The 23,181-nt window shown below is 60.1% G+C and carries 26 protein-coding genes; 8 read left to right on the forward strand and 18 right to left on the reverse strand.

Translation table 11 applies throughout. The annotated features are described in order from the left end of the window. Together ACQZ6F_RS14640 and recO are read left to right on the forward strand one after the other, a co-directional pair. Entirely contained in the window at positions 1 to 510 is a 510-nt protein-coding gene (locus ACQZ6F_RS14640) for a response regulator (protein ID WP_246662666.1), read from the forward strand. Positions 511 to 568: 58 nt separating this feature from the next. After that, positions 569 to 1,348, forward strand: coding sequence for a DNA repair protein RecO (recO, locus tag ACQZ6F_RS14645; protein ID WP_077469979.1), 780 nt, complete (start codon positions 569 to 571; stop codon positions 1,346 to 1,348). Between the two features lie 41 nt (positions 1,349 to 1,389). Here recO and ACQZ6F_RS14650 read toward each other — a convergent pair whose 3' ends face one another. From ACQZ6F_RS14650 to ACQZ6F_RS14660, 3 genes are all read right to left on the reverse strand, one after another. Beyond that, the gene (locus ACQZ6F_RS14650) at positions 1,390 to 2,238 is read right to left on the reverse strand and encodes an MOSC domain-containing protein (RefSeq protein WP_449093534.1); all 849 of its coding nucleotides are present in this window, start codon (positions 2,236 to 2,238) and stop codon (positions 1,390 to 1,392) included. A gap of 9 nt (positions 2,239 to 2,247) precedes the next feature. Continuing rightward, positions 2,248 to 2,901, reverse strand: coding sequence for an HD domain-containing protein (locus ACQZ6F_RS14655; protein WP_449093533.1), 654 nt, complete (start codon positions 2,899 to 2,901; stop codon positions 2,248 to 2,250). A gap of 69 nt (positions 2,902 to 2,970) precedes the next feature. Then, positions 2,971 to 5,733 carry a DUF2339 domain-containing protein gene (locus ACQZ6F_RS14660; RefSeq protein ID WP_449093706.1) on the reverse strand — a complete coding sequence of 921 codons (2,763 nt, stop codon included), beginning with the start codon at positions 5,731 to 5,733 and terminating at the stop codon, positions 2,971 to 2,973. A gap of 295 nt (positions 5,734 to 6,028) precedes the next feature. Between ACQZ6F_RS14660 and ACQZ6F_RS14665 the strand changes: the two genes are divergently transcribed. The 3 genes from ACQZ6F_RS14665 (at position 6,029) to ACQZ6F_RS14675 (ending at position 7,925) form a co-directional block, all read left to right on the forward strand. Next, positions 6,029 to 6,367 (forward strand): hypothetical protein, encoded by a 339-nt coding sequence (locus tag ACQZ6F_RS14665; RefSeq protein WP_077469982.1) that lies wholly within the window; start codon positions 6,029 to 6,031, stop codon positions 6,365 to 6,367. Between the two features lie 148 nt (positions 6,368 to 6,515). Then, the gene (locus ACQZ6F_RS14670) at positions 6,516 to 7,025 is read left to right on the forward strand and encodes a superoxide dismutase family protein (RefSeq protein ID WP_449093532.1); all 510 of its coding nucleotides are present in this window, start codon (positions 6,516 to 6,518) and stop codon (positions 7,023 to 7,025) included. 261 nt (positions 7,026 to 7,286) lie between these two features. Continuing rightward, positions 7,287 to 7,925 carry an EF-hand domain-containing protein gene (locus tag ACQZ6F_RS14675; RefSeq protein WP_246662665.1) on the forward strand — a complete coding sequence of 213 codons (639 nt, stop codon included), beginning with the start codon at positions 7,287 to 7,289 and terminating at the stop codon, positions 7,923 to 7,925. A 59-nt stretch (positions 7,926 to 7,984) separates the two neighbouring features. Here the strand turns inward: ACQZ6F_RS14675 and ACQZ6F_RS14680 are convergent, their stop codons facing one another. The 7 genes from ACQZ6F_RS14680 to ACQZ6F_RS14710 all read right to left on the reverse strand — a co-directional run bounded on the left by ACQZ6F_RS14680 (position 7,985) and on the right by ACQZ6F_RS14710 (position 12,123). Beyond that, entirely contained in the window at positions 7,985 to 8,518 is a 534-nt protein-coding gene (locus tag ACQZ6F_RS14680; protein WP_449093531.1) for a tyrosine phosphatase family protein, read from the reverse strand. Next, positions 8,515 to 9,132 carry a YfbR-like 5'-deoxynucleotidase gene (locus tag ACQZ6F_RS14685; protein ID WP_449093530.1) on the reverse strand — a complete coding sequence of 206 codons (618 nt, stop codon included), beginning with the start codon at positions 9,130 to 9,132 and terminating at the stop codon, positions 8,515 to 8,517. Before ACQZ6F_RS14685 ends, ACQZ6F_RS14680 begins: the two co-directional genes overlap by 4 nt. Next, on the reverse strand, positions 9,129 to 9,968 hold the full coding sequence (ygfZ, locus tag ACQZ6F_RS14690; protein WP_449093529.1) for a CAF17-like 4Fe-4S cluster assembly/insertion protein YgfZ: 840 nt from the start codon (positions 9,966 to 9,968) through the stop codon (positions 9,129 to 9,131). Before ygfZ ends, ACQZ6F_RS14685 begins: the two co-directional genes overlap by 4 nt. Positions 9,969 to 10,041: 73 nt before the next feature. Continuing rightward, positions 10,042 to 10,797: a hypothetical protein gene (locus tag ACQZ6F_RS14695; RefSeq protein WP_449093528.1), complete on the reverse strand. Its 756-nt coding sequence runs from the start codon at positions 10,795 to 10,797 to the stop codon at positions 10,042 to 10,044. A 16-nt stretch (positions 10,798 to 10,813) separates the two neighbouring features. After that, positions 10,814 to 11,071, reverse strand: a complete 258-nt coding sequence (locus ACQZ6F_RS14700) for a hypothetical protein (RefSeq protein ID WP_068385602.1) — start codon at positions 11,069 to 11,071, stop codon at positions 10,814 to 10,816. Between the two features lie 104 nt (positions 11,072 to 11,175). Then, a complete protein-coding gene (locus tag ACQZ6F_RS14705; protein WP_077470138.1) occupies positions 11,176 to 11,610 on the reverse strand; it encodes a TIGR02301 family protein in 435 nt (144 codons plus the stop codon). Positions 11,611 to 11,670: 60 nt separating this feature from the next. After that, the gene (locus ACQZ6F_RS14710; RefSeq protein WP_077469988.1) at positions 11,671 to 12,123 is read right to left on the reverse strand and encodes an NUDIX hydrolase; all 453 of its coding nucleotides are present in this window, start codon (positions 12,121 to 12,123) and stop codon (positions 11,671 to 11,673) included. A gap of 164 nt (positions 12,124 to 12,287) precedes the next feature. Between ACQZ6F_RS14710 and ACQZ6F_RS14715 the strand changes: the two genes are divergently transcribed. Then, a complete protein-coding gene (locus tag ACQZ6F_RS14715) occupies positions 12,288 to 12,608 on the forward strand; it encodes a YnfA family protein (RefSeq protein ID WP_449093705.1) in 321 nt (106 codons plus the stop codon). 42 nt (positions 12,609 to 12,650) lie between these two features. After that, positions 12,651 to 13,415: an SOS response-associated peptidase gene (locus ACQZ6F_RS14720; protein ID WP_449093527.1), complete on the forward strand. Its 765-nt coding sequence runs from the start codon at positions 12,651 to 12,653 to the stop codon at positions 13,413 to 13,415. A 78-nt stretch (positions 13,416 to 13,493) separates the two neighbouring features. Here the strand turns inward: ACQZ6F_RS14720 and ACQZ6F_RS14725 are convergent, their stop codons facing one another. From ACQZ6F_RS14725 to ACQZ6F_RS14755, 7 genes are all read right to left on the reverse strand, one after another. Then, complete coding sequence (locus ACQZ6F_RS14725; RefSeq protein WP_169055450.1) at positions 13,494 to 13,631, reverse strand: hypothetical protein; 138 nt, start codon at positions 13,629 to 13,631, stop codon at positions 13,494 to 13,496. Positions 13,632 to 13,955: 324 nt separating this feature from the next. Continuing rightward, positions 13,956 to 14,816, reverse strand: coding sequence for a CDP-diacylglycerol--serine O-phosphatidyltransferase (gene pssA / locus ACQZ6F_RS14730; RefSeq protein ID WP_077469990.1), 861 nt, complete (start codon positions 14,814 to 14,816; stop codon positions 13,956 to 13,958). 20 nt (positions 14,817 to 14,836) lie between these two features. Continuing rightward, complete coding sequence (locus ACQZ6F_RS14735) at positions 14,837 to 15,535, reverse strand: phosphatidylserine decarboxylase (RefSeq protein ID WP_077469991.1); 699 nt, start codon at positions 15,533 to 15,535, stop codon at positions 14,837 to 14,839. Positions 15,536 to 15,735: 200 nt separating this feature from the next. Further along, the gene (gene pyrE / locus ACQZ6F_RS14740) at positions 15,736 to 16,278 is read right to left on the reverse strand and encodes an orotate phosphoribosyltransferase (protein WP_267549665.1); all 543 of its coding nucleotides are present in this window, start codon (positions 16,276 to 16,278) and stop codon (positions 15,736 to 15,738) included. A gap of 203 nt (positions 16,279 to 16,481) precedes the next feature. Beyond that, on the reverse strand, positions 16,482 to 17,180 hold the full coding sequence (locus tag ACQZ6F_RS14745; RefSeq protein WP_068385613.1) for an acid phosphatase: 699 nt from the start codon (positions 17,178 to 17,180) through the stop codon (positions 16,482 to 16,484). 123 nt (positions 17,181 to 17,303) lie between these two features. Next, positions 17,304 to 19,190 carry an ABCB family ABC transporter ATP-binding protein/permease gene (locus ACQZ6F_RS14750; protein WP_449093526.1) on the reverse strand — a complete coding sequence of 629 codons (1,887 nt, stop codon included), beginning with the start codon at positions 19,188 to 19,190 and terminating at the stop codon, positions 17,304 to 17,306. Between the two features lie 211 nt (positions 19,191 to 19,401). Then, entirely contained in the window at positions 19,402 to 21,456 is a 2,055-nt protein-coding gene (locus ACQZ6F_RS14755) for a LysM peptidoglycan-binding domain-containing protein (protein WP_449093525.1), read from the reverse strand. A 155-nt stretch (positions 21,457 to 21,611) separates the two neighbouring features. Here ACQZ6F_RS14755 and ACQZ6F_RS14760 point away from each other — a divergent pair, with 155 nt between their 5' ends. Further along, a complete protein-coding gene (locus ACQZ6F_RS14760; RefSeq protein ID WP_449093524.1) occupies positions 21,612 to 22,235 on the forward strand; it encodes an LOG family protein in 624 nt (207 codons plus the stop codon). A 28-nt stretch (positions 22,236 to 22,263) separates the two neighbouring features. Here the strand turns inward: ACQZ6F_RS14760 and rarD are convergent, their stop codons facing one another. After that, positions 22,264 to 23,175, reverse strand: coding sequence for an EamA family transporter RarD (gene rarD / locus ACQZ6F_RS14765; RefSeq protein WP_077469994.1), 912 nt, complete (start codon positions 23,173 to 23,175; stop codon positions 22,264 to 22,266). Between the last annotated feature and the right edge of the window lie 6 nt (positions 23,176 to 23,181).

Below are 23,181 nucleotides of genomic sequence, written 5' to 3' on the forward strand. Positions count from 1 at the left end.
ATGTCACAAGAGACTGCGCCGGCATGGATGGTGAAGCCGTCCATTCAATACGGGCCGATGATTGGCGCCGGAGGGATAAATGTGGGATTTATTTACGGGCAGCACCATTTGGGTGCGGGCGTGCAGGATGGCGTTGAAATGACGGTTCAGCGCGCCCTTATTCTGGAAGACAATCTGATTATTGCTATGGAAGTGGAGGAAATACTGCACCTTGTCGGAATTGGACAGGTGGAGATCGCCTCGAATCTGGAGCAGGCTGTTAACGCCATACATTCCGACAGCTTTGATTTTGCGATGTTGGATGTCAATCTCGGCGAGTCGACAAGCTTTGGCTTTGCCCGGCTTCTGACCGAGCGTGGCATCGCGTTTGGTTTCGTCAGTGGTTATTCCGATACACTCGATTTTCCGCCGGATTTGCGGCATGTGCCGCTTTTGAACAAGCCTTTCGACGAACAGTCGATGCGTCTCTTTATCAACGTGCTGTCGACAAGTGCCTCTTCCGGCATGTGACAGCCGGCGCCATTTGCCCTAAACTCGAATCGAGACATTCTTTCGGGCAAACCAGCCGATGCAGTGGCAAGACCATGCGATCATTTTGGGCGTCAAGCGCCTCGGCGAGACAAGCGTCGTCGCCGAGGTGATGACCCGTGCGCGTGGTCGCCATATGGGCCTGGTGCGAGGAGGGCGATCTCGCGCCATGCAACCGGTGCTGCAGGCGGGAAACCTTGTCGAAGTCACCTGGCGGGCAAGGTTGCACGAACATCTCGGCGAATTCCGGATGGAGCCGGTCGCGCTGAGAGCCGCGCGGCTGATGGAGACGGCAACCGCGGTTTATGGTGTGCAGGCGATGGGTGCGCTTCTGCGTCTGCTGCCGGAGCGGGATCCGCACCCGCATCTCTATGACGCGCTGGATGTCATCCTAGAAAACCTGCAAAATCCCGCAGATGCGGGCGAGCTTTTCGTGCGCTTCGAACTGGCAGTCTTGAACGATCTCGGTTTCGGCCTCGATCTGGCCGAGTGCGCCGCGACCGGCATCCGCGAAGACCTGGCATTCGTTTCGCCGAAGACTGGCCGTGCCGTCTGCCGTGCGGCTGGTCTGCCATGGGCCGACAAGATGCTGGCGCTACCGCCTTTCCTGGCGGCTGGGGCCGTGGTTGCGGCAGACAGCGAAAGCCTGGCCGCGGCCTTCCGCCTGACTGGCTTCTTTCTGCATCGCCATGTCTATGAGCCGCGCGGCATAGAGATAGCCGCCGCGCGCGAAGGCTTTATTCAGGCGGCGATGAAGGCTATTGCCGTTGCCTCATTGGACAACAGGATGGTTTCGCCCGGCCTTGTCGCCGAAGGCTGACAAGGCGAACGCAAGCCGCTTCAAGGAACATGCGTTGATCGTTACCGCCGCTTGAACGCCCAACCTTCCGGCCGCCCCTCGAGCACGGTGACCGTATCGCCGATCTTCACCGAGCCTTCGCCGCGCGGAACGGCGTTCCAGCCGAAGAGCGGGCCGGGAACTCGGCGGTCGGCGGACATGCGGATACGGCCCATGGCGGGCATCGGGTTCGGCACATCACGTGATCCGGTCGTCTGATCCTGCGTGGTCATGATGCAGCGCGCGCAGGGCTTGACGAGATCGAGACGGATGCCGCCGATTTCGATCGCCGCCCAGCGGTCCTCTGGCCATTCCTCATCGATATCGATGACGATATTCGGCCGAAAGCGCTCCATGCCGACGGCGCCTTCGCTATGGGCGGCGAGATTGGCGTTGAGCGCCTTCAGCGATCCGGTTGTGGTGACGAGGATCTGATATCCGTCGGCGAAGGTAACCGGTGTGTCTTCGCCAGCCCATTCCGGGCTGGCTATGCGCTTGGCAAGCCTGTCAAAAAAGACCATGCGGACCTCGCGCCCCAGCCAGGCCGAGAGGGCTTTGTTGGTTGCCTCGTCGGCGACGGAAGCGCTGACCCGCGATTTCCAGACGACGACATCCATACGGTTTTCAGGATGCGGCGGCGGCACGATGATGTCGGATTTTCCGTCCATCTTCAGCCGCATATAGGAGGGGGCCGGCTGGATATCGATCCGAGCCAGATCCTGCAATTCGCGTTGCGTGAAGAAATGGCCGGAGGGATCGACCAGCATGGCACGACGATCTCCGGCGAGCCCGAAGGCGTCGACGGATGCCGACGAAATGGCGATACCGCGTGCGCTCTTAAGGGGATAGATGAAGAGATCGCTGACCTGCATGATGTAGCCTCAGATTTCGTCGATGAACATTGCCAGCACAGTTTTCAGCCGGTCGTGCCGTGCGCCGGCAAATCTGCGGCCGGTCTCGGTCTGGAAACCATCCGCCAGTTTGAACAGCTTTGTCTCGAAATGGTCAATGGCGAAGCGTTTGTCGTCGAGCGGCCGCTCGGTTGCGAGCGGGTCGAACGGGTCGTAGAGGCCTGAACCGAGACGGCCGGCAATATAGAAGCAGCGTGCCGCGCCGACCATGCCGATCGCATCCAGCCGATCGGCATCCTGCAGAATTTTCGCTTCCAGCGTTTCCGGTGGAAGATTGGCGGAGAAGCTGTGCGTGGTGATCGCATGCGCCGTCGCGGAGATATCGGCATCGGCCCATCCGAGCTGCTGCAGTATGCCTGAGGCTTTTTCCGCCGCGAGCCGCGATGCCTGCGCGCGATGTGGCGAATTCTTCTCGACCGCTACACAGTCATGCAGCAACACGGCCGCGGCGAGGATGCGGGCATTGCCGCCATCTTCGGCCTGGATGGCCATGGCATTCCTGAAGACGCGCAGGATATGGGCAATATCGTGCGAACCGTCGTCGCCATCAGCCGCATGGGGGATGAGATCCGCAGCCAGCGTTTCGAACGGGGCAAAGGCCCGCGCCATCCTGTTGGTATCCATTGTCGCATTTGCTCCGGAATGATCTGTCGGCAATTCCCCCGTCCTACCGGGTGCAGGGATTCGCCGCAATCATCCCGCCGTTTTCTTGCGCGTCAGGATCTTCTGATAGAACAGGCCAATGCCGATCAGCACAGCGCCAAGGCCAATGAAGGACAGCGCGCGCAGGAAGCCCTCGAGGTTCGCCATGTCGATCAGGAACGCCTTCACGACAGCGATCGAGACCAGTGCCGCAGAAGCAATACGCAGGCTGCGCGCCTCGAAACGAGTGCCAAGCCCGAGGAGGGCGATGCCGATCAGCAGCCAGACGAGCGAATAGGAATAGAGCTCGCCCTGGATGAAGCCATTCCAGAAGGGAATATATTCTCCCTGCCAGAAGCGGCGAACCGACAAGGTCGCCCAGGCGAAGGCCATCACGGCTCCGGCGATGGCCAGCATGCTGACATAGGGAAGCGGCCGCCGATTGCGTGCGAAGAGCGCCAATCCCCCATAGGCGGCGGCGGGCAGCAGATAACCCAGCAATAGCAGGTTGAACACCGGGATGCGGCCCGTGCTTTCGCCCGTGATGAACGGGTTCAATCCCAACAGATGCGTTGTCAGGATCAGGACGACGGAGAGGGTGCCGAGGGCCATGCTGCCATAGCGGAACACCGGGCTCGCCGAACTGAGATCGAGCGCCATCAGCGTCGCGGAGGCGCCGATCGCCAGCAGGGTGTAGATCGATTGTTCTCCGAGCGTCGGCACGGCATCATTCAGCACGCCGCCATTCATCGCATGGCGCACCAGAATGGCGATCGTCAGCAATACGAGGAAGGAAGCCAATGCCTGCAGCGCACTGCGCAGCCGAATATCCGCAGTGCCGCGAACCATGAAGGCCGCCCAGGCGGCCAACGCGGCGGGAATGCCGTAGCCCGCGAGCAACATGTTGAAGACCGGCGTCGTGCCGAGCTCGCCCGGGTCGACGATGGTTGGTTGCCAGGCAATGCGCCCCATGGTGATGATCAAGGCTGCGACCATGGTCCAGGGAAGGACCGGCCAGTCGCGCACGCGCGCCGCCAGAAGATAGGCAATGCCGAGAACCGGCAGCAGTATGGTGGGCACCGCATGATGCGCGAGCGTGTGCAAGGCAAAGATCATGGCGGCAAAGGAGCCGGCGGCGAGGATGTTGGTCGATAGGTTCAGCCGGTCGCCCGAGCGGCGGTATTGCCATTCGGCATATGCCAGCAGCACGATCGCTAGACCGATGCCGTAGAGACCGTGGAGCCAGTCGAGCATCCAGTTGCCATAGTTGACGAAGCTGGTCGTGGCGATCGTCAACGGCGTCGCAACCATGATGAGGCACCAGAGTGCGGCAAAGGGCTTTTCCTCCTCTGCGAATCGCTTGAGGAAGAAGCCACCGATCAGCACGAAGATGGCTCCGAGGCCGAGCGCTTCATAAAGCACCATGTTCTGGATGGTCGAGATGGCATCGGCGCCAACAGTTTCGGCGCCGGCGATCCAATTCGTCAGGACGCCGTATATGCCGAAGACTGCGATGATGGCCGAGAAGATTGCTGCCCAGGCGGAATAAAGACGGCCGGCGCCGAAGGCTGCGACTGCCGCGACGATCGCCGCGAACATGTAGATGGCCTCCACCATGGGATATCCAAATTGGAGACTATAGGTCAGCAAGCAGAGCGCCACGACAAGGGCGCCGATTGTTGCCGTGAGCGTCATTCCGAGCGGTGGGCGGGTCAGGAACGCGCCCCAAGCGACGGAGGCTCTGGGCTGCGATGGATCATCCTCCGACGCGCCGCTAATTCCGGTGGTTGCGGCCTCCTGATATCGCCCGGGCCAAATAAAGATGGTGCCGCCGATCATGGCCAGCATCGAAAGCGTTATAGGCGTGAAATCCACAACCTGACTGTAGGTAATGTACAGCAATGGCCAAAGGCTGAGCAGCGCGTTGGCGAGCGAGGGCGCAATGTGCCAACGGCGCAGCCGAGATGCCAGCAGGGTCGCCAGCCAGGTCAGAACAAGGTAGCCGAACAGGACCCAGGGCCGAGGCGCCGCCGGCCCAATCAGGGCAGGGGTGACCATTGAGGCAAGCAAGCCGAGGCCGGCGAGCGCCTGCCCATGCAGCAACGACAACGCGACGGTGGCAAGCGAGATCAACGCAAGCAAAATGAAAGCCGTTGCCGGCCCGATGAAGCCATAGATGCCATGAGCAGCATAGGTCGAGCCGAACAGCGCCACGACACCTGCGGCCGTCAGCACGCCGGGGATCATCGCGTTCTGGAAAGCATTGCCCAGCACAGGCGCCGAGCGGCGGCGGATGACTTCGCCAGCCGCGACCAGGATCAAGCCGAAGATCGCTGCGAGCACCAGACGGACGCCCGGGCTCAGCAATCCGCTCTCGATCGAATACTTGACCATGAAAATACCGCCAAGAGCGAGAGCGATGCCGCCGACCCAGACTGCCCAGCGTGCGCCGATCGTGCTTTCCAGGCTCTCGCGTGGGTGTATCGCTTCCGGCGCGGTGTGGCTCGAACTGCCGTCCGTCATTGTGTCGGCAATGTCGCGTGCGGCGATCGAAGGCTCTTCGGTTTCAACCGTCGCTGGGGCTTCCATTGCCGCTTCGGCTACCAGGGCCTCTTCGTCGACTGACGGTTGCTCTGCGGCGTCTGTTCCCGAATCAGTCATCAGGGCTGGTTCGCTTGCGCCTGCCGTCTGGAGCTTGCCGGCGAGGGCATTCTGCAGCTCCTGAATGCTGCTTTCCAGTCGCTTTATCCGCAGGTTGTATCCTCGCAATACGAAAATACCGACGATCACGACGATGAGCGGCAACAGTTCCATCATGTCCTCTCCCTGGGTAATCCGCCGCACAATATACCAAACGGGCTGCCCGGTAAGCGCAGATAATCAAATTTGCCTATGATTCCAGTGGATTATGTCAGGTGAACCAATTCGTGCCGTAGTGAGGAAATATTAGGTGATTCCGATTTACTACTTGAAAACTATGGTTAATGATCATTAACAATTTGTCTTTACCGCTGGCGCGAAGCAGCTTATCAGGAACTCATAGTTTAACCCCGAATGTATTGCGTGCAAACGACGTCGCATGAGGCGGCTCCTACCACAGGAGGTTTGTATGTCCCATGTATCTTCCACATCCAACAGCTCTTATCCGTATCGCGGCACGCTCTCGCGCCTCGATGCCAATGGTGACGGCGTTCTCAGCCGTGAGGAACGCGAAGCCAGCGAACGCCCTGGAATTCTCGAGGAGAATGACGGCGGCAATGGCAATAATAGCTCCGGCAGTGCCCTGGGCAGTCTGATGGCCAAGCTTATGCAGCTGCCGAGTGCCGAAACCGCATTCAGCGCCAAAGTGCCGCAATCCAATGTGGCGTTCGATATGGATCTGCTGTCGCCACTGGATGCCTATAACAGCACCTACGGCCAATACGATGTGAATAGCATCGCAGCCTGAAATAGGCGATTTCGACTGATCATGTTGGCGGCTTGCCGGATAACGGCGGGCCGCCTTATCTGTTTGATGCAAATCATTTTCCAGCCTTCGGAACACTCCTGCCTGAAATGCGTTGGACAATATCAACGCAACGAGGGAGTACCGTTTCATGAAACGGACAATGATGATGGCGGCAATTCTGGCTCTGGCCGCGGCCATGCCGGCGGCCGCGCAAGGCCAGAATACGGCGACAGCCGATTTTGTCGGGCTTGATGGCAAGCCGGCCGGCCGGGCGACGCTGACCGAGGGCAAGGCGGGTGTGCTGATCGAGATGGAGGTCTCCGGCCTGCCGACCAATCGCTGGGTTGCTTTCCATATTCACGAAAATAGCAATTGCGACCATACGCACGGATTCGAATCCGCCGGCGGCCATTTCAATCCCACGAAAGCCGACCACGGTTTCCTCGCGGCAAACGGCCCGCATGCGGGCGACATGCCCAATCAGCATGTCGATCAGGACGGCAAATTACAGGCCCAGGTGTTCAACGGCATGGTGTCGCTCAATGGCAAGAACGGCATTCGCGGCCGCACGCTGATGATCCATGCGGAGTCGGATGACTACCGTAGCCAGCCTGTGGGAGGCGCCGGCAAGCGCCTGGCATGCGCGGTCATCCAATAGGTGAGCCGGCAAGGGTGATTCGCACTCTCGACCCCGCATATGCCTAGCGGGGGTTGTCTCCGCTAGGTCCGTGCCCACCGCTAATATGATTCGTCGGCTGTCAATTATGGTTAATGATGAATTAACACCTATCTTTAATCACGTGGCCAAATCGACCTATTCTGCCTTCAGTTGACTAAGCGTGCCGGGGGGCAGTCGAACACGCCGATGGCGTTTGCTTAGGAGATTTGGATGAGTGGCGTTTCTTCAATTGGAAGCAGCATGACGGCTGCCTCGTACAGTCCCCTTGATAAGAACCAGGACGGCGTTGTGGATGCCCAGGAATTGCAGGAGGCTGCGCAATCGGGCCTTCTGTCGGCAAGTATCCTCAACGACGAGGATAGCGACAGCAGCAGCGATCCAAGCGCCACTGATGTCTTCTCAGGCAATCTGGCGTCGATGCTGCTGCAAATGCAACAGGGCAGCGCCGGCCAATCCGGCTCGTCGACGTCAACCGATGGCTCCTCGGACCAATCGCCCATGGACCAGCTGTTTGCCAGCCTCGATAGCAATCAGGATGGCAAGGTCTCGGAGACGGAGTTCGTTGCGGGCCGACCCAAGGATATGAGCGAAAGCGATGCCGAGAACCTGTTCCAGAGCATTGATGCGCAGGGTTCCGGTTCACTGACCAAGGATCAGTTCGCCGAAGGTCTCGATGCGCTTAAATCCTCGGACGCTTCCGCCGCCGATATGCTGTCATTGGAGCCGGCATCGAGCAGCAGCACCGACACAAACTCGGTAACGGCTGCCGAAGACGCCGCGATGGACGCCTTCCTTAGCCAGATGCAAAACCCGACGAGCCTTTATCAGAATACCTATGGTCAGTACGATCCTGACCAGGCGAGTGGCGTCGCTGCCTGATCTCCAGGTGGTGGATTGTCGTAACATGGACGGAGGCTGCGGGAGTGCGGTCTCCGTTTTCATGGATGATCGTTAGGAGCCGCCAATGGCAGCACGAACGGTGCATTGCCGTCGGCATCCGCACCGCGTCCTATCTCCTTGACTGCAGCAACCAGCCGGCCTCCGCGGCCAAGCATCTGATCGCCGATCGAGACCAGCCTTGCATTTGGCGTTGCGAAGGGAGAAGCCGAGCGTAGGCGACGCGCGAGCGTCAGATCATCCTGCTCCGGTTGGACGGCAAGAGCAGCGATCAGCGCCGCAGCCGGCGATCGCGAAACACCCATCCAGCAATGGATCAGCAAAGGCAACGCCCGGTCCCATTCCCTCGCAAAATCGATAATGGCGCGAACATGCGCCTCCTGCGGAGCCACGAGGTCACCCGTACCCGCGAAGCTGATATCGTTCATGTTGAGCAGCAGGTGCCGATCAGCACGGATAACGGCAGGCCGATGAAAGGTCTGCTCCTTGGCCATCAGGCTGATCATCTCGCAGGCCTTGTGGCGAACGGCCATTTCGGCGATGCGCGCCAGAGGTGACACGACAATCGTGGTCACGGTTCCGTCCTCATCGCCGCACGGTCAGCCTCGATCTCCTCGAAACGCCGAAGGAACAGCCGCTGCGCCTCGATTGCCGGCATGGGCTCGATCGGCAGCATCTCGCGGGTAATGTCGCGGGGTTGACCAAAGAACTTGCGCGCTTCCTCCGGCGTGAATCCGGCAAGCAGCGTCGCTTCGAAATAGGCCGAGACCGTATCTGCCTTCTTGATCTTTTCCTTCAGCTGCGGCGCGCAATGCGGCGGCAGGGCAAAGCGTCGATAGATCGCCGCCTCGAGCCGTTTCTCCACCTCCTTGTAGTCGCCTCCAACCACGGATTTGAACGGCGAGATCATGTCGCCGATGACATATTCCGGCGCATCATGCAGCAGTGCCGCCAGCAATTCGTCTGGTGTCGCCGGATTGAGATGGCGAAAGATCGCCTCCACGACCAGACTGTGCTGCGCGACAGAGAAGGCGTGGTCGCCTGAGGTTTGGCCATTCCAGCGCGCGACGCGGGCAAGCCCGTGGGCGATATCGCTGATTTCGACGTCGAGAGGCGAGGGATCAAGCAGATCGAGCCGGCGCCCGGAGAGCATGCGTTGCCAGGCGCGCGGAGCTTTGCCGGATGTCATGCCGAAGCCTCGTCGGTCGAGGCCGGGAAGGAGAGGCCCGACCATGCGGGCAGCGACACTGTCACTTCGACGTCACCCGCGAGGATCGGTGTACCTGCGGCAATCGCTTCGCCAGCGCGGTCGATGCGGATAATGGCAAGGCCCTTGCTGCCCACTACCGAGCCCAGCGATCCCATCGGCTTGCCGCCGGCGGTGAGGTCGGTTCCGGATGAGGGAAGATCCGCACTACCGCTGACGGTGACGACACGTCTGCGCGCCGTGCCGCGGTGGTGCATGCGGGAAACGACTTCCTGGCCGATATAGCACCCCTTGCGAAAGCCCAGGCCGCCGTTGAGATCCATCAGCACATCGTGCGGAAACGCATCCTGCAGCGGAAAATCACGGCCGGAAACGGCGATGCCATTGGCGATGCGCAGCGCGTCGTAAAGCACCTCGGAATCGTGCCCATGTTGGCCCGCCACACGCGTCAGCGCTACGCCTGCCTTGAGAAAACGGCTGTCTCTGGGGTCTTCGCCGGCTTCATCGGCCCAGGCAACCGTGACACCATCGGTCTCCGTGGCGGTGAACTCGACCTTGGCGCGCAGCCGATACATGGTGAGCCGTTTCAGCAGGCCTTCCTGCTGAGCGGTGTCGGTTTCGATGAGAAAGCCGGCACCGTCCCGTCGGATCATGAAGTCGAACAGGATCTTGCCCTGAGGCGTCAGCAACGCGCCGGGGCGCACCTCATCCGCGCCGAGCGAGACGAGATCGGTGGTGATGAGATTGTGCAGAAAAGCTTCCGCTTCCGCGCCGGTGACGTGGATGAAGGAACGCTCTTTCAGGAATACGGCTGGCATGGTGGATCCGCTGATTTGGCCTATGCCTCAGAGGTAGGGCCTTCGGCCGGGAACCGCAAGTTCCCGGACTGGATCATTCGCCCGAGGTAAAGAATTTCCAGCGGCCGTCCGGCGTGATGCCGACGCGATAGAAATTATAGCCGCCGAATTCCAGCATGTCGGCGTAATCGCCCGCTGTCACGATGCGCATCAGGTCGACCTTCTCTGGCGTGGAGAGTGTCTTGATGTCCTTCTGTGCGAAGTAGGGCCAGATATAGATTTCGTCGGGCGTACCCTGGCCGACATGGGCGAAGCCGGTCGACATGATATCGAGAAGGATCGACATGATCTCGATGCCATCGGGATCGCCCGAAAGATCGTGCAAAGTCTTGATCGGATCTTCGCCGGGGTCGTCGGCAGTGACCTGGGTCTGCTTGAGGCCGGCACCGACATTCATCAGTGGCCGCAGGCGCTCGAGATCGCCGGAAGCGGCGGCCTCGACGATCGCCGCGCGGAGCTTTTTCACCGGCTCGGGCGCCTTGTCGATATCGAACAGAAACTCGACGGACTTGCTTGAGTTCGATGTGTCGCCGCTGCTCTGGCCTGCCTGTTTGTTCACCAGCGGATCCGGCATCGGCAGGCTGTTCGACGGTGCTTCAAGCGCCTGCTCGATCGGCTTGTCGTTCTTTTGCTGGCCAGGTGTGCCGGCTGCTTTCGGCAATGGAGCCGGCGGATTGAGCTGGGAGAAGGCCAGGGCCGGTAACGGCAGGGCGGCGCCGCTCAAGAACAGGGTGGCAGCGGCAAACGAGGCAATGGAACAGCGGAACTCATTGCCCGGAAAGATACGCATCAGCAATCTCTGATTGTTATTGCAGGGTACGGTTCGGAGAGAACTCGCCAGCGAGCATGCGTTCGCGAAGCGATTCGAGCAAGGCTTCCGCGCCCTGTTCGCCCTGATTACGAATTGTCTCACGAATCGCGTGAGCAATGGCAGCATCGGCAATAATTTCCGGTTCGATACCGTCTGCCATGCCGTCGGCCCAAGCTTCATTCTGGTATTCCAGCGCTGCCTGCATCTTTTCATGGACGATCATATCGTCGATTTCATTCAGGCTGGTTTCCATTGATTCTTTCCTCGAGACGTTCATGTCCTTACCACTTGCTTAATAACTTTATCAGCCTTTTCCTAAAACGACACGGCTCGGTACGAAAAGGGGTTAATAAAACGTTAATTTCCAAAGCGCGCGGTGATTTCTGTGGCCAGTGTTGCACCTTCGTTACGGTATCGCTCCTCGGCAACGAGGGCCTGCGGTGTGCAATTGGCGTAAACCGATGCGAATGACCTATACCCACGGTTGAATGAGGCCGTCAGCCTCTCCTTCCGTTTCTGCTCGCCCTTCGTCTCGGTATCGAGCAATTGCTGCATGTCGCCGCGCCATCCGTCTTCTCGTGTGGCACTGCATAGATTGCGCAAATAATCGATCGAGCCGAGAATTTCGGCAAGGCGGGAAAGTTGCTCGTCATAGGGCGTGGGCCGTTCGACGTCCGCATTGTCGGGCGCCTGCACCGGCGGAGCATTCGCTGCAGGCTGCGCCGCCGCGGGAAATGCAGCAGCCAGCCCAATGCAGATCAGAAGCGATTGCCCAAGACGGTTGTGAATCATGGCGCCAGTTGACCGGACAAGCATGACGGGAACAAGGCGTCAGGCCGGCTTTTCACCCCGTTATTGCTCCATATCGTTAATTTGGCGGCCGGATTGCGTTCCTGCAGCGGCAATCCTCTCGACACATTCGAGCACGCTCGCCGGCACGGGCAGGGCGCGGATTTCCTCCAGCGAATACCAGCCGATGGCAGCGGCGTCGTCGGCAGCTTCCGCTATCGCATCCTTGTCGGCATCGACGAGGAAGACCGACAGCAGAAAATGGCTCGTCAGCGTACCGTCTGCCGCATGCGAACGCAGGTCATAGGTTTCGAACAGGCGAGGGTTGCGCGCCGTGATGCCGGTTTCTTCCTTGAACTCGCGCAGGGCGGCTTCATCAGGCGTTTCGCCTTCTTCGGCCCTGCCGCCTGGAAAGGCGTACATGTCGGCCGACGGCGGGTTGCTGCGCAGCACCAGCAGGAAATGGCCGTCGCGTTCAAGAATGGCGGAGGAGGCGGGGCGGGGAAGAGACATCATCGGGTCGGTTCGCATTCGCATGACAGGACTGGAGGCAATGGCTTAAGCCATTATCGGCCAATCTCTACAGGAATCGACCCTTGCTGTCCCCTTGGAAAGCCCCTTAACTCGCTGTCGAAATAGGCGACGATTCGGATGCGCCGCATGCACGAGTGACCATGGGGATGATCTACGGACTTTATGCTCTGGCAGCGCTGGCCGAAATTGCCGGCTGCTTCGCCTTCTGGGCCTGGCTCCGGCTGGCAAAGCCGATCTGGTGGCTTGCTCCCGGCATGGTGGCTCTGGCCTTGTTTGCATGGCTGCTGGCATTGGTGCCGAGCGAAGCCGCCGGGCGCACTTTCGCGGCCTATGGCGGCGTCTATATCGTTGCCTCCGTTCTGTGGCTCTGGCTGGCGGAGGGTCGCTTGCCGGATCGCTGGGATATTTCAGGCGCGGCCATCTGCCTCGTCGGTGCGGGTCTCATCCTCTTCGGCCCGCGCGGCTAGCTTCCGCTTGACCCGGCGCTTTCCGGGTGCAAAACAAGCCCCATGTGCGGACGCTTTGCTTTGACATCGACGGCGGACTATGTGGGCGAGGCGTTGGGCGTTCTGCTGCGCGACGATTTTCCCGCGCGCTTCAATATCGCGCCGACGCAACCGATCCTTGTCGTGGTCTCAGGTGACAGGCAGCAGCCCGGAAGCAATCTGCCGGATCGCCGCGCTCTCCTGGTTCGGTGGGGTTTTTTGCCTGGTTGGGTAAAGGACCCGAAGGAGTTTCCGCTTCTGATCAATGCGCGGGCCGAAACGGCGATCGGTAAGGCGTCTTTCCGAGCGGCCATGCGCCATCGCCGCATCCTTATTCCCGCCTCCGGCTTTTATGAGTGGCATCGGCCGTCGAAGGAAAGCGGCGAGAAATCGCAGGCCTATTGGATCAGGCCGCGCAGGGGCGGGGTCATTGCCTTTGCCGGGCTGATGGAAACCTGGTCGTCGGCCGACGGCTCTGAGGTGGATACCGGCGCGATCCTGACGACCGCCGCGAACAGCACCATGCGGCCCATCCATGATCGTATGCCGGTCGTTATCCAGCCGGAGGATTTTGCCCGCTGGCTCGATTGCAAGACGCAGGAGCCGCGCGAGGTCCTGGATCTGATGGCACCGGTTCAGGAGGATTTCTTCGAGGCAATTCCGGTTTCGGATAAGGTCAACAAGGTTGCCAACATGGGACCGGATCTGCAGATGCCGGTAGCGGTCGAGCCGGTGCGGAAATTGCCAAAGAAGACAAATCCCGACGATGGCCAATTAAGCCTTCTCTGAGCGGCCGCCATTTGGCGACCGGCGTCGGGATGCCTCTGCGCCAAGTGGGCTTGGCACGCAGGCAGTCGATTATCGAACCTAAGCGATTTTCTTCTTCAGCGGCTTCTTCAGCATCAGGTGAGCTGCAAGCACGGCCTTCAGGCCCAGAGGGCGATACAGCTTGCTCGGATCGATCTTTGCCTGCGGTTGTGCTTCTTCGTCTTTCTTCTGCGTCATGATTAACTCCTCACCATGCTCCCCCGGAGCATTTCGCGATTCACTGCCGTGCATCGCTATCTCGTGGTAAATCATGACAAATCGAAGGCGTTGGCCAATCAGCTTTTGTAAACAATGACCATATTTCGAGAGATTAGCATCGAATCTTCGCGTAAAATCCGTTCTGACGAGATGCTAATATTCGGTTAAATACTTCGGCTGTGCGCACGCCCACTACGGCACGGCGTCCATCTCAGTCCATCTGATTGCTAAGGGAAACTTACAGACTGCGGTTGCGAACAGGGGTGCCTTCAGAGCCTTCACACCGGGCGCTTTGCGCGCCTCTCAGATATGCCGGCCGATATCGTCGTTGGAATCGTCGACATCCGGATCGCCTGGTCCATTGATGGTGTAAGTGCCGTATTTCTTCGCCCAGGAACGCGCGCCAAGCGGCAACGACAGCAGATAGACGACGACGGTCACGACCATGACATGCCATGTATAGCTCATCAGCAGCGCCACATAGACGACGAGAGCAAGCATGATCGGCAGCACGAGATCACGGCGGATGCCATTGCCTTCTGTTTTGCCGGACCAGACAGGCAGGCGGCTGACCAGCAGAAAGCCGATGAGCACCGTGTAGGCGGCTCCGAAGTAAGCGAAAGTCTTGTCTGGTGTCAGCCCGAGGAAGCCGAGATAGACCGGCAGCAGCACCAGCATGGCGCCGGCAGGCGCGGGAACGCCGACAAAATATTCCGATTGCCAGGAGGCCTTGTGTTCGCGCTCGACCATGACGTTGAAGCGCGCGAGCCGCAAGGCGGCGGCAATGGCGTAAATCAAGGCAGCGATCCAGCCGAGCGAGTGAGCCTGGTCGAGCAGAAAGACATAGACGACCAGCGCCGGAGCGACACCGAAATTGACGATATCGGCCAGCGAATCCATTTGCGCGCCGAATTTGGACGTCGCTTTCATTAGCCGCGCCACGCGCCCGTCCACGCCATCGAGGAAAGCCGCGACCAGCACCGCGACGACCGCAAGTTCGTAGCGGTTTTCGAAAGCAAGGCGGATACCCGTCAACCCCGCGCAGATGGCCAGCACGGTGATCATGTTCGGCACGATCAGCCGCAACGGAATTTCCCTGAGGCGCGGCCCGCGGGCTTCGTCGTTGGGTCCGTGAGGCTCGAAAGGCGGAAAGGGCGTCTTCATGTCACTCGTTTTCCTGAGGCTCAGCTGCGGCGGCTAACGGTCGGGCCCTTGGCGGAGCCGAATTCGGCAATCACGGTTTCGCCGGCAATCGCCCTCTGGCCGACGGCAACGCGTGGAGAAGCGCCTTCCGGAAGGAAGACATCGAGACGCGAGCCGAAGCGGATCAGGCCGATGCGCTCGCCGGCGTCCAGCGGCTCGTTCGGGTTGACGAAGCAAAGGATGCGACGGGCGACGAGGCCGGCAATCTGCACCACGCCGATCTCGCCGTGCTTGGTCTCGATGACGAGGCCGTTGCGCTCGTTCTGCTCGCTCGCCTTGTCCAGTTCCGCATTGAGGAAGCTGCCCTGACGATAGGCGATATTGGTGATGCGGCCGCGCATCGGCGAACGGTTCACATGGCAGTCGAAGACGTTCATGAAGATCGAGACGCGCAGCATCGGTTCTGTGCCGAGGTTAAGTTCGGCCGGCGGCGTAACCATCTGCACGCCGGAAACCTTGCCATCCGCAGGCGATATCGCCAGATCGTCGTCCTGCGGCGTCATGCGCTCGGGATCACGGAAGAAATAGGCGCACCAGAGCGTGAGGATCAGACCGATCCAGAAGAGCGGCTTGAAGATCCAGCCCAGCACCAGCGACGCGACGAAGAAACCTGCAACGAAGGGATACCCCTCCTTGTGCACCGGAACGATGACGTTGCGCACGCTGTTCAACAAGCTCATCTACAGCCTACTCCGTTAGGGCGCCCTTGCGAAAACCGAACCCCGGTTACCGCGCGACATCGCGCCAGTCAAAAGATGAGAACAAGATAAGCGGTCTTGCTCTGATTACCAGTCGACGGTGACTACAGGCAAACGCTGTCATGGGCAATGCTCTCCCACGTTTGCCCGCATGCTATCCGAATTTCGTTTGCTGCGTATCGCTATCTGGCGCTTTCCAAATCCGCTCTCGTAAAGACGGGAAGAACGGAAAGCTGCGGAACGCCCTGGATTGCAGGAGCGCCTTCTCCGCGCCAGATGGCGCAGATGACGGCAAGGATGTGTGCCTGTTCGCCGAGCGCCAGGTGATAGGCATCCTTGACCGCGCCACCCGTCGTAATCACATCCTCGATGAAGGTTACCTTGCGGCCGGCGAGTTGCTGGCCCTCGATTGCCCGGCATGTCCCGTAAGTCTTTGCTTCCTTGCGGATAAACGCTGCTGGGAGGCCGGTCTCAAGCGAGATTGCCGTCACAAGCGGGATGCCGCCCAGTTCCAGACCGGCAAGGATCTCGGTCTCGGCCGGGAGGAGTTCAATCATGGCGCGCGCAAGCGGCTTCAACAATGATGGCGTGCCTTCGAAGCGGTACTTGTCGAAATAGCGGTTGGAGATCTGGCCCGAGCGAAGCTTGAACTCGCCCTCCAAGGTTGCCACTTCGGCGATACGCCGCGCAAGATCGCTTTTCGTATAAGTTACGCCATCAGTCATCAGCAAACCTCCAATATCGCAAAGTTTCACGCGTATACGCGCGAAATCATGCGGCCGTAAACCACATAATGTTCAGCGGTTGCAACGCGTGATGCTGTTGGGCGGGAAGGGCGTTCGCCCTTCACGCTCGGAGGGCCGTAAAAGACAAGCCGCCGGAGACGATCCGGCGGCCTGCGAATGTGAACGGTGTTTCGGAGCAGATATCAGAGGCCGAGAGCGGCGCGCAGTTCGGCCTTGGCGCCTTCGTATTCGCTCTTGTAGTCGTCATGCGTCATGATGGTTTCGGCGATGACGGTGCCGGCGATGCGGCCGGCTTCGATGTCGGATGCATAGTGGATGCCGCCGACGACGCGGTTGTGACCGTATTCCCAGGCGCGAGCCATGATGACCGGACGCTTCTCAGGCACCATGTTCGAGAGCACGATGCCCATCAGCGTGCCGAGCGTCGTGTGACCGGACGGATAGGAGCCGGACTTCGACAGCGGAACGATCGGCTTGACGAGATCGCTGTAGAGATGCGGACGCGGACGCTTCCAGACATCCTTGGCCGGATCGACGACGGCGCCTTCGGTCTCGACGATACGGTCGAAGAAGGCCGAGAACTTCGGCAGGTTTTCCTTGGTGAATTTCGGATTGTCGATGACGTCGGAGAAGCGCCAGACGTTTTCTTCGGCATCGGCAACGGCGCGTGCGGCCGCTTCCGGGGTGCGGGTGACCTGGATTGTCAGGATTTCGCCGAGCTCGGCCTTCATCTGTGCCGAATCATTGGCAGGCGGTGGCGGCAGCAGATTGAGGAGATTGATCTCCTTGGCATCAGCAAACGGCTTGGCATCCTCAGCGAAAACCGGCGAGGCAACGCCGATAACGAGCAGCAACGTTAAAGCTTTGGTGAAATTACGCATTTGGGGCTCCCTTTTAGTGAGACCCGTACCTATCAAGCTGTTGTCTCAACTACGTGACAAGCGCAGTGTGCAATCTCTCCGTGCCATATTTGCAGCGGTGGTCATGCTTGATGCCAGCATGCTTCAGCTTGCCGGCGCCAGCCGGTTGACCACGCCCAGGTCGTCGTTTTCGCGCACCTGCTTCAGATGCTCCTCGGCCTGTGTTGCCTCGCGCTGGCGGCTCCACATGGAGGCATAGAGACCATTCTGGGCTAGAAGGTCTGCATGCGTGCCGCGCTCGGCAATCACGCCGCTTTTCAGCACGATGATTTCGTCGGCGCCGATCACGGTCGAAAGGCGGTGGGCGATGACCAGCGTCGTGCGGTTCTTGGAAACGACATCGAGGGCTGCCTGGATTTCGCGTTCGGTCGTGGTGTCCAGCGCTGACGTCGCTTCGTCGAGGATGAGGACCGGCGGCGCTTTCAGGACGGTGCGGGCGATCGCGACACGCTGCTTCTCGCCACCCGAGAGTTTGAGGCCACGCTCTCCGACCTTTGTGTCGAAACCCTCGGGCAGAAGGCGGATGAAATCGCCGATCTGGGCGATCTCGGTCGCCGCCGCCACATCCTCGTTGCTGGCGTCTGGCCGGCCGTAGCGGATGTTGTAGGCGATCGTGTCGTTGAAGAGCACGGTATCCTGCGGAACCATGCCGATGACCTTGCGCAGGCTCTTCTGCGTCACCGTGCGCAGGTCCTGATCGTCGATGGTGATCGTGCCGCTCTGGACGTCGTAGAAGCGATAGAGAAGGCGCGATAGCGTCGATTTGCCCGCACCCGACGGGCCGACGACGGCCACCGTCTTGCCGGCCGGCACCTCGAAGGAAATGCCCTTCAGGATCGGCCGCGCGGGATCATAGGCGAAATGCACGTCCTTGAACGAGATGGCGCCATTGCCGATGACCAGCTCCTTGGCGTCGGGCGCATCGACCACTTCCGGCCTGACTTCCAGCAGGTCGAACATCTCTTCGATATCGGTCAACCCCTGGCGTATTTCGCGATAGACGAAGCCGATGAAGTTGAGTGGCACGGAGAGCTGCAGCAGCATGGCATTGATGAAAACGAAGTCGCCAACCGTCTGGTGCCCATTGAGAACCGACCAGCCGGAGATGACCATCATGACTGTGGTTCCGAGACCGAAGATCACGCCTTGGCCGAAGTTCAGCCAGCCGAGCGATGTCCAGACGCCGGTCGCCGCTTTTTCATACTTCGCCATCGATTGATCGAAGCGCTTGGCCTCCATCTCCTCGTTGCCGAAATATTTGACGGTCTCGAAGTTCAACAGCGAGTCGATCGCCTTCGTATTGGCGTCCGTGTCGCTGTCGTTCATCGTGCGGCGGATGGAAATGCGCCAATCGCTCGCCTTGACGGTGAACCAGATGTAGAGCCAGACGGTGACGGCCGTGACGGCGAGATAGGAAAAGCCATAGCCGCGCCAGAAGATGATGGCGGTCAGCAGGAATTCGATGAAGGTCGGAAACGTGTTGAGGATGGTGAAGCGGACGATCGTCTCGATGCCCTTGGTGCCCCGCTCGATGACGCGTGACAGGCCACCTGTCTTGCGCTCCAGATGGAAGCGCAGCGACAGCTCATGCATGTGGACGAAGGTGCGGTAGGCGAGCTGGCGAACGGCATATTGGCCAACGCTTGCAAACAGCGCATCCCGGAGCTGGTTGAGGCCGAGCTGGATGAGACGCGTGACGTTCGTGGCGATGATCAGGGCGATGGCGCCGACCATGAAGGCAGGCAGGATGCCCTGCATATCGAGCTTGCCGTTCAGGGCGTCGACGGACCACTTGAAGAAATACGGGACCAGCAGCAGGAAGAATTTCGAGATCAGCAGGAAGACGGTCGCCCATACGACGCGCATTTTGAGATCCATGCGACCGGCGGGCCACATATAGGGCCAGAGGTTGACGATCGTATTCAATGGATTGCTGGAATCCGCCGATATGGTCTTCTTGCGGTCTGCCATGTCCGTCTCCGGCGAAATAATTGAGGCAGCCGGACAGTGACGATGTGGTGTCGGTCCGGCTGGAAAGGCCTGACACACAAAGGCATGGCCGCTGCGTGAAGGCGATGGGGATCGCGCGACGCTTATACTATTTTTATGACGCATAAAAGCATTGGCCGGGCGTTGGTGGCGCCCGGCCAATGAATGTCGTTATCGAGTGACGGCGATCCGCCTAGAGATGTTCGCCCGAAAGCCGCTTGCGGTGAAGCTCTTCGGCATTGGGCAGTGCATCCTTCGGCAGGCCGAACACCTGTCCCGGCAGGATACGGTCCGGATTGTTGATCTTGTCCTCGTTGGCCAGATAGATCGTCGTGTAGCGCACGCCGGCGCCATAGATGCGACGCGAAATCTGCCACAACGTATCGCCGCGACGGATGATGACCGCGCTGGTGTCCTGCGAAAGCGGCGCCTGCTCCAGCGTCTTCGGGCCGTTCTCGCTGGACGAGACCTCCGGATTCGGCTGTGCCGGCGCCGTCTGCACGGGAGCGGTGATGGCGGCGATCATCCGCTCGAGATTGGGCAGCGCATCGCCGACCGACTTCGGGTCCTTCGGAAGGGCCTGCAATACGCCAAGCGCCTTCAGGGCGGCGGCCGAGGCATCGGAAGCAATCTTTTTCAGGCTGGCGCTGGCGCTGATCGACGGCCGGAATTCCGAAAGCGATTTCAGCGCGATCTCGGTGCCGGAGCGGGCGGCGGCAAGCTGTTCCGCATTCGGCTGCTTGCCATCGGTGAACAGACCCTTCAGCAGCGCGAAAGCCTTGCCGGCGCCTTCCTTCAGCTTGGCGAGTTCGCCCTCATCGAGCGGCACCATGTTCGCCGCCGTCGATTGCGACTGGGCGCCGGTCGCAGCCGGCGTCTGTGCGGCAACGGTTACCTGATTGCCTTCCGGGCGGGTGAAGTTGACGCTGGTGCGCACCACGACCTTGCCTGCCTCGTCAAGCACGTCGACACGGATCTTGTGGTCGCCAACCGCAAGCGGCATCGCGCCATCGACGACGAAATGGCCGTCTGCGCCGGCAGCAATTTCGCCGATCAGTTTGTCGTCGGCATACGCGCGCACCTTGGCGTTCGGCTTCGTGGTGCCGGCAACGAAGATATGGTCGTTTTCGATTTCGACCGCATTGACCATGACTTCGGGCTCAGCGTCGGTCTTTGCCGGCGGCGGGGTCGTCGTGCCGGCAGCAGGGTTGGCCGATGCGACGGCCGTGCCATCCTGCTGTGGCTTGGCGTCGGGGGTCGTTGCGGTGTTGCTCTGGGTATTGGCTGCCGGTGCATTCTGCTCCGCGGTGTTCACGCGACCCTGCTTGGCCGAGGGCGCCGTGATGATGCGGCTGGCGGTGCCGGGCTTCGAGACCATGGCGAGAAGCTGTGTGGAATCGTCCTTCGGCACGGAAACGGTTGCGACTTCCTGGGAATTCACGGCCTTGCCGTCCTTGCCCGTGGCACGCAGCACCAGTTCGTGGTCGCCGGGTGGCAGGGGATTGTCGAGTACGGCGGCAAAATCGCCACTGGGCCCGACATTGGTCGTGGTGACGACCTTTTCGCCATCGACAATCTCAAGCTTGGCGTTCGGCTCGGCCGAACCGGCGATGACGGTGGAACCGTCCGGCTCCACGCGCAGCACGTCGAAGGACGGGACTGGAGACTTTGCGGCGGCCTCGGTCTGTGGTGCCGGCTGGCCGGTCAGAGCCGCCAATGCCCTGTCGATCGCGGCGCTGGCTTCAGCGGCGTTATCCGGAAGCGACTGGATGATGGCGACTGCCTTGCCCGCGCCATCCTGGGCCTTTTTGATGAGGCCGGTCGTTGTCGCGTCGATGCCTTCAGGAAGCGCAAAGCCGACGATCGATTGAAGCGCCGTGATCGTCTTCGTCTTCGCGGCTGCGACAATATCCTGGCTTGGCGCGGCGCCATCCTTGAACAACCCCTTGAGGTCGACGAGCGATGTCGCCGCAGCGCCGGTCAGATCGGTCAGCTTCTTGGCAAGATCGGCCGTGTTGACGGCGTTGGACACAGCATTCTGTGTTGCCTGGGCCGTCGTCTTCGCGGTCTCGCCAGCCTTCTGCGCATTTTCGTCGATGGTGTTCTTCACCGTGTTGCTGGCTTGATTGACGACATCGCCGATTGGGTTCTTGTTGCCGTTGATGCGCGGCATTACGAAAAAGACCATAAGGATGGTCGCAATTATCAGCACCAACAGAGCCAGCCAACCGGCACGGTTCTTCATCATCATTCATCTCCACGCGGCGCAGTCGTCGCAACTCCTGAAATTGCTAGCGATTTCGCCTGCTTTTACAAGCTTTCTCAGCCATTTTCGCATGCCCGGGCACAAGTTTTCCGTCGAAAAATCTTGACTGAGCATTCGCAGCATTGTTGTTTGCATCCATGACCGACGATTCCACGCCAATTCGATCCATCTGCGTCTATTGCGGCTCCAGGCCGGGGCGTGATTCTTCCTACATGACCGCAGGCCGGGAGCTGGGCAAAAGCATAGCCGAGAACGGTTTGCGCCTGGTCTATGGCGGTGGAACCAAGGGCATCATGGGCGCTGTCGCAAGCGGCGTGCTCTCGCATGGCGGTCAGGTCACCGGCATCATTCCGGAATTTCTTGTCGACATGGAAGCGACGCGCCATTCGCTCGGTCAACTGGATGAGCTGATCATAACCTCGGACATGCATGAGCGCAAACATGGCATGTTTGAACGGTCGGATGCCTTCGTGGCACTACCGGGCGGCATCGGCACGCTGGAGGAGATCGTCGAGATCATGACGTGGGGTCAGCTCGGCCGTCACGAAAAGCCGATGATCTTTGCCAATATCAACGGTTTCTGGGATCCGATGATGGAGCTCATCCGCCACATGACGGAAGAAGGCTTCATTCACACTCCCCATCGCGTACAGCCGCTGCTGATCGACAACGTGGCCGACATCATCCCGGCCATCCGCAAGCACGCTGCCGAAACGCGCGGCGACCGCAGCGGCGAAGAGGCTGTTATTTCCAAGCTCTGATTAGAGATTTGCTAACCATGCTTGGTGGTTAGCGCTCTCTGCTCTGACGCAGCATCGACCAGCTGTAAAGCACAAGCCCGGCCCAGATCAGCGAGAAGGCGATCATCTGCGTCGTGCCGAAGGGTTCCTTGAACAGGAAGACGGCGATCAGGAAGACCATTGTGGGCACGATGTACTGCATGATGCCGATGGTCGACATTCTCAGAAGCTTCGCGCCGTTGGCAAAGATCATCAGCGGCAGCGCCGTCACCAGCCCGCATCCGAGCAAAAGCGCGGTGTCCGAGAGGCCTGTCTGGTAGAAATGGCCTTCGCCGCGCGCTTCCAGGTAAAGAATGTAGAGCGTTGCGGGAATGCAGAGCAGCAGCACCTCAATGAAGAAGCCCTGATTGGCCCCAACGGGCAAAGTCTTGCGGAAAAACGCGTAGAAGCCCCAGGAGAAGGTGAGCGACAGTGCGACCCAGGGGAGCGTGCCGGCTTTTACGGTCAGGATGATCACGGCCACGGCTGCAAGGCAGATCGCGACGATCTGCGTGGGCGCCAGCTTTTCCTTGAGCAGGATGGCGCCGAGCGCGATGCTGAAGAGCGGATTGATGAAATAACCAAGGGCTGCATCAAGCGAATGGCCGGCGCCGATCGCCCAGACATAGGTTCCCCAGTTGATGGTCACCAGAGTTGCGGTCAGCGAGGCCATGGCAACCGTGCGCGGGTTGCGCAGCGCCACCTTCACGTCCCCCATGCGGCCGAGTGCCAGCAAGACGGCGCCGGCAACCGGAACCGACCAGAAGATGCGATGGGCGATGACCTCAAAGGCCGGGATATGCGCAAGGGCCTTCATGTAGAGCGGTAGAATGCCCCAGAAGAGGTAGGCCGTCATCGCGAAGCCGAAGCCGCGGATAGCGTCGTTGTTCTTGATTTCCGGCTTGACCGCATCGGTGGTCATGATTTT

Source organism: Rhizobium sp. A22-96 (genome assembly GCF_053521805.1).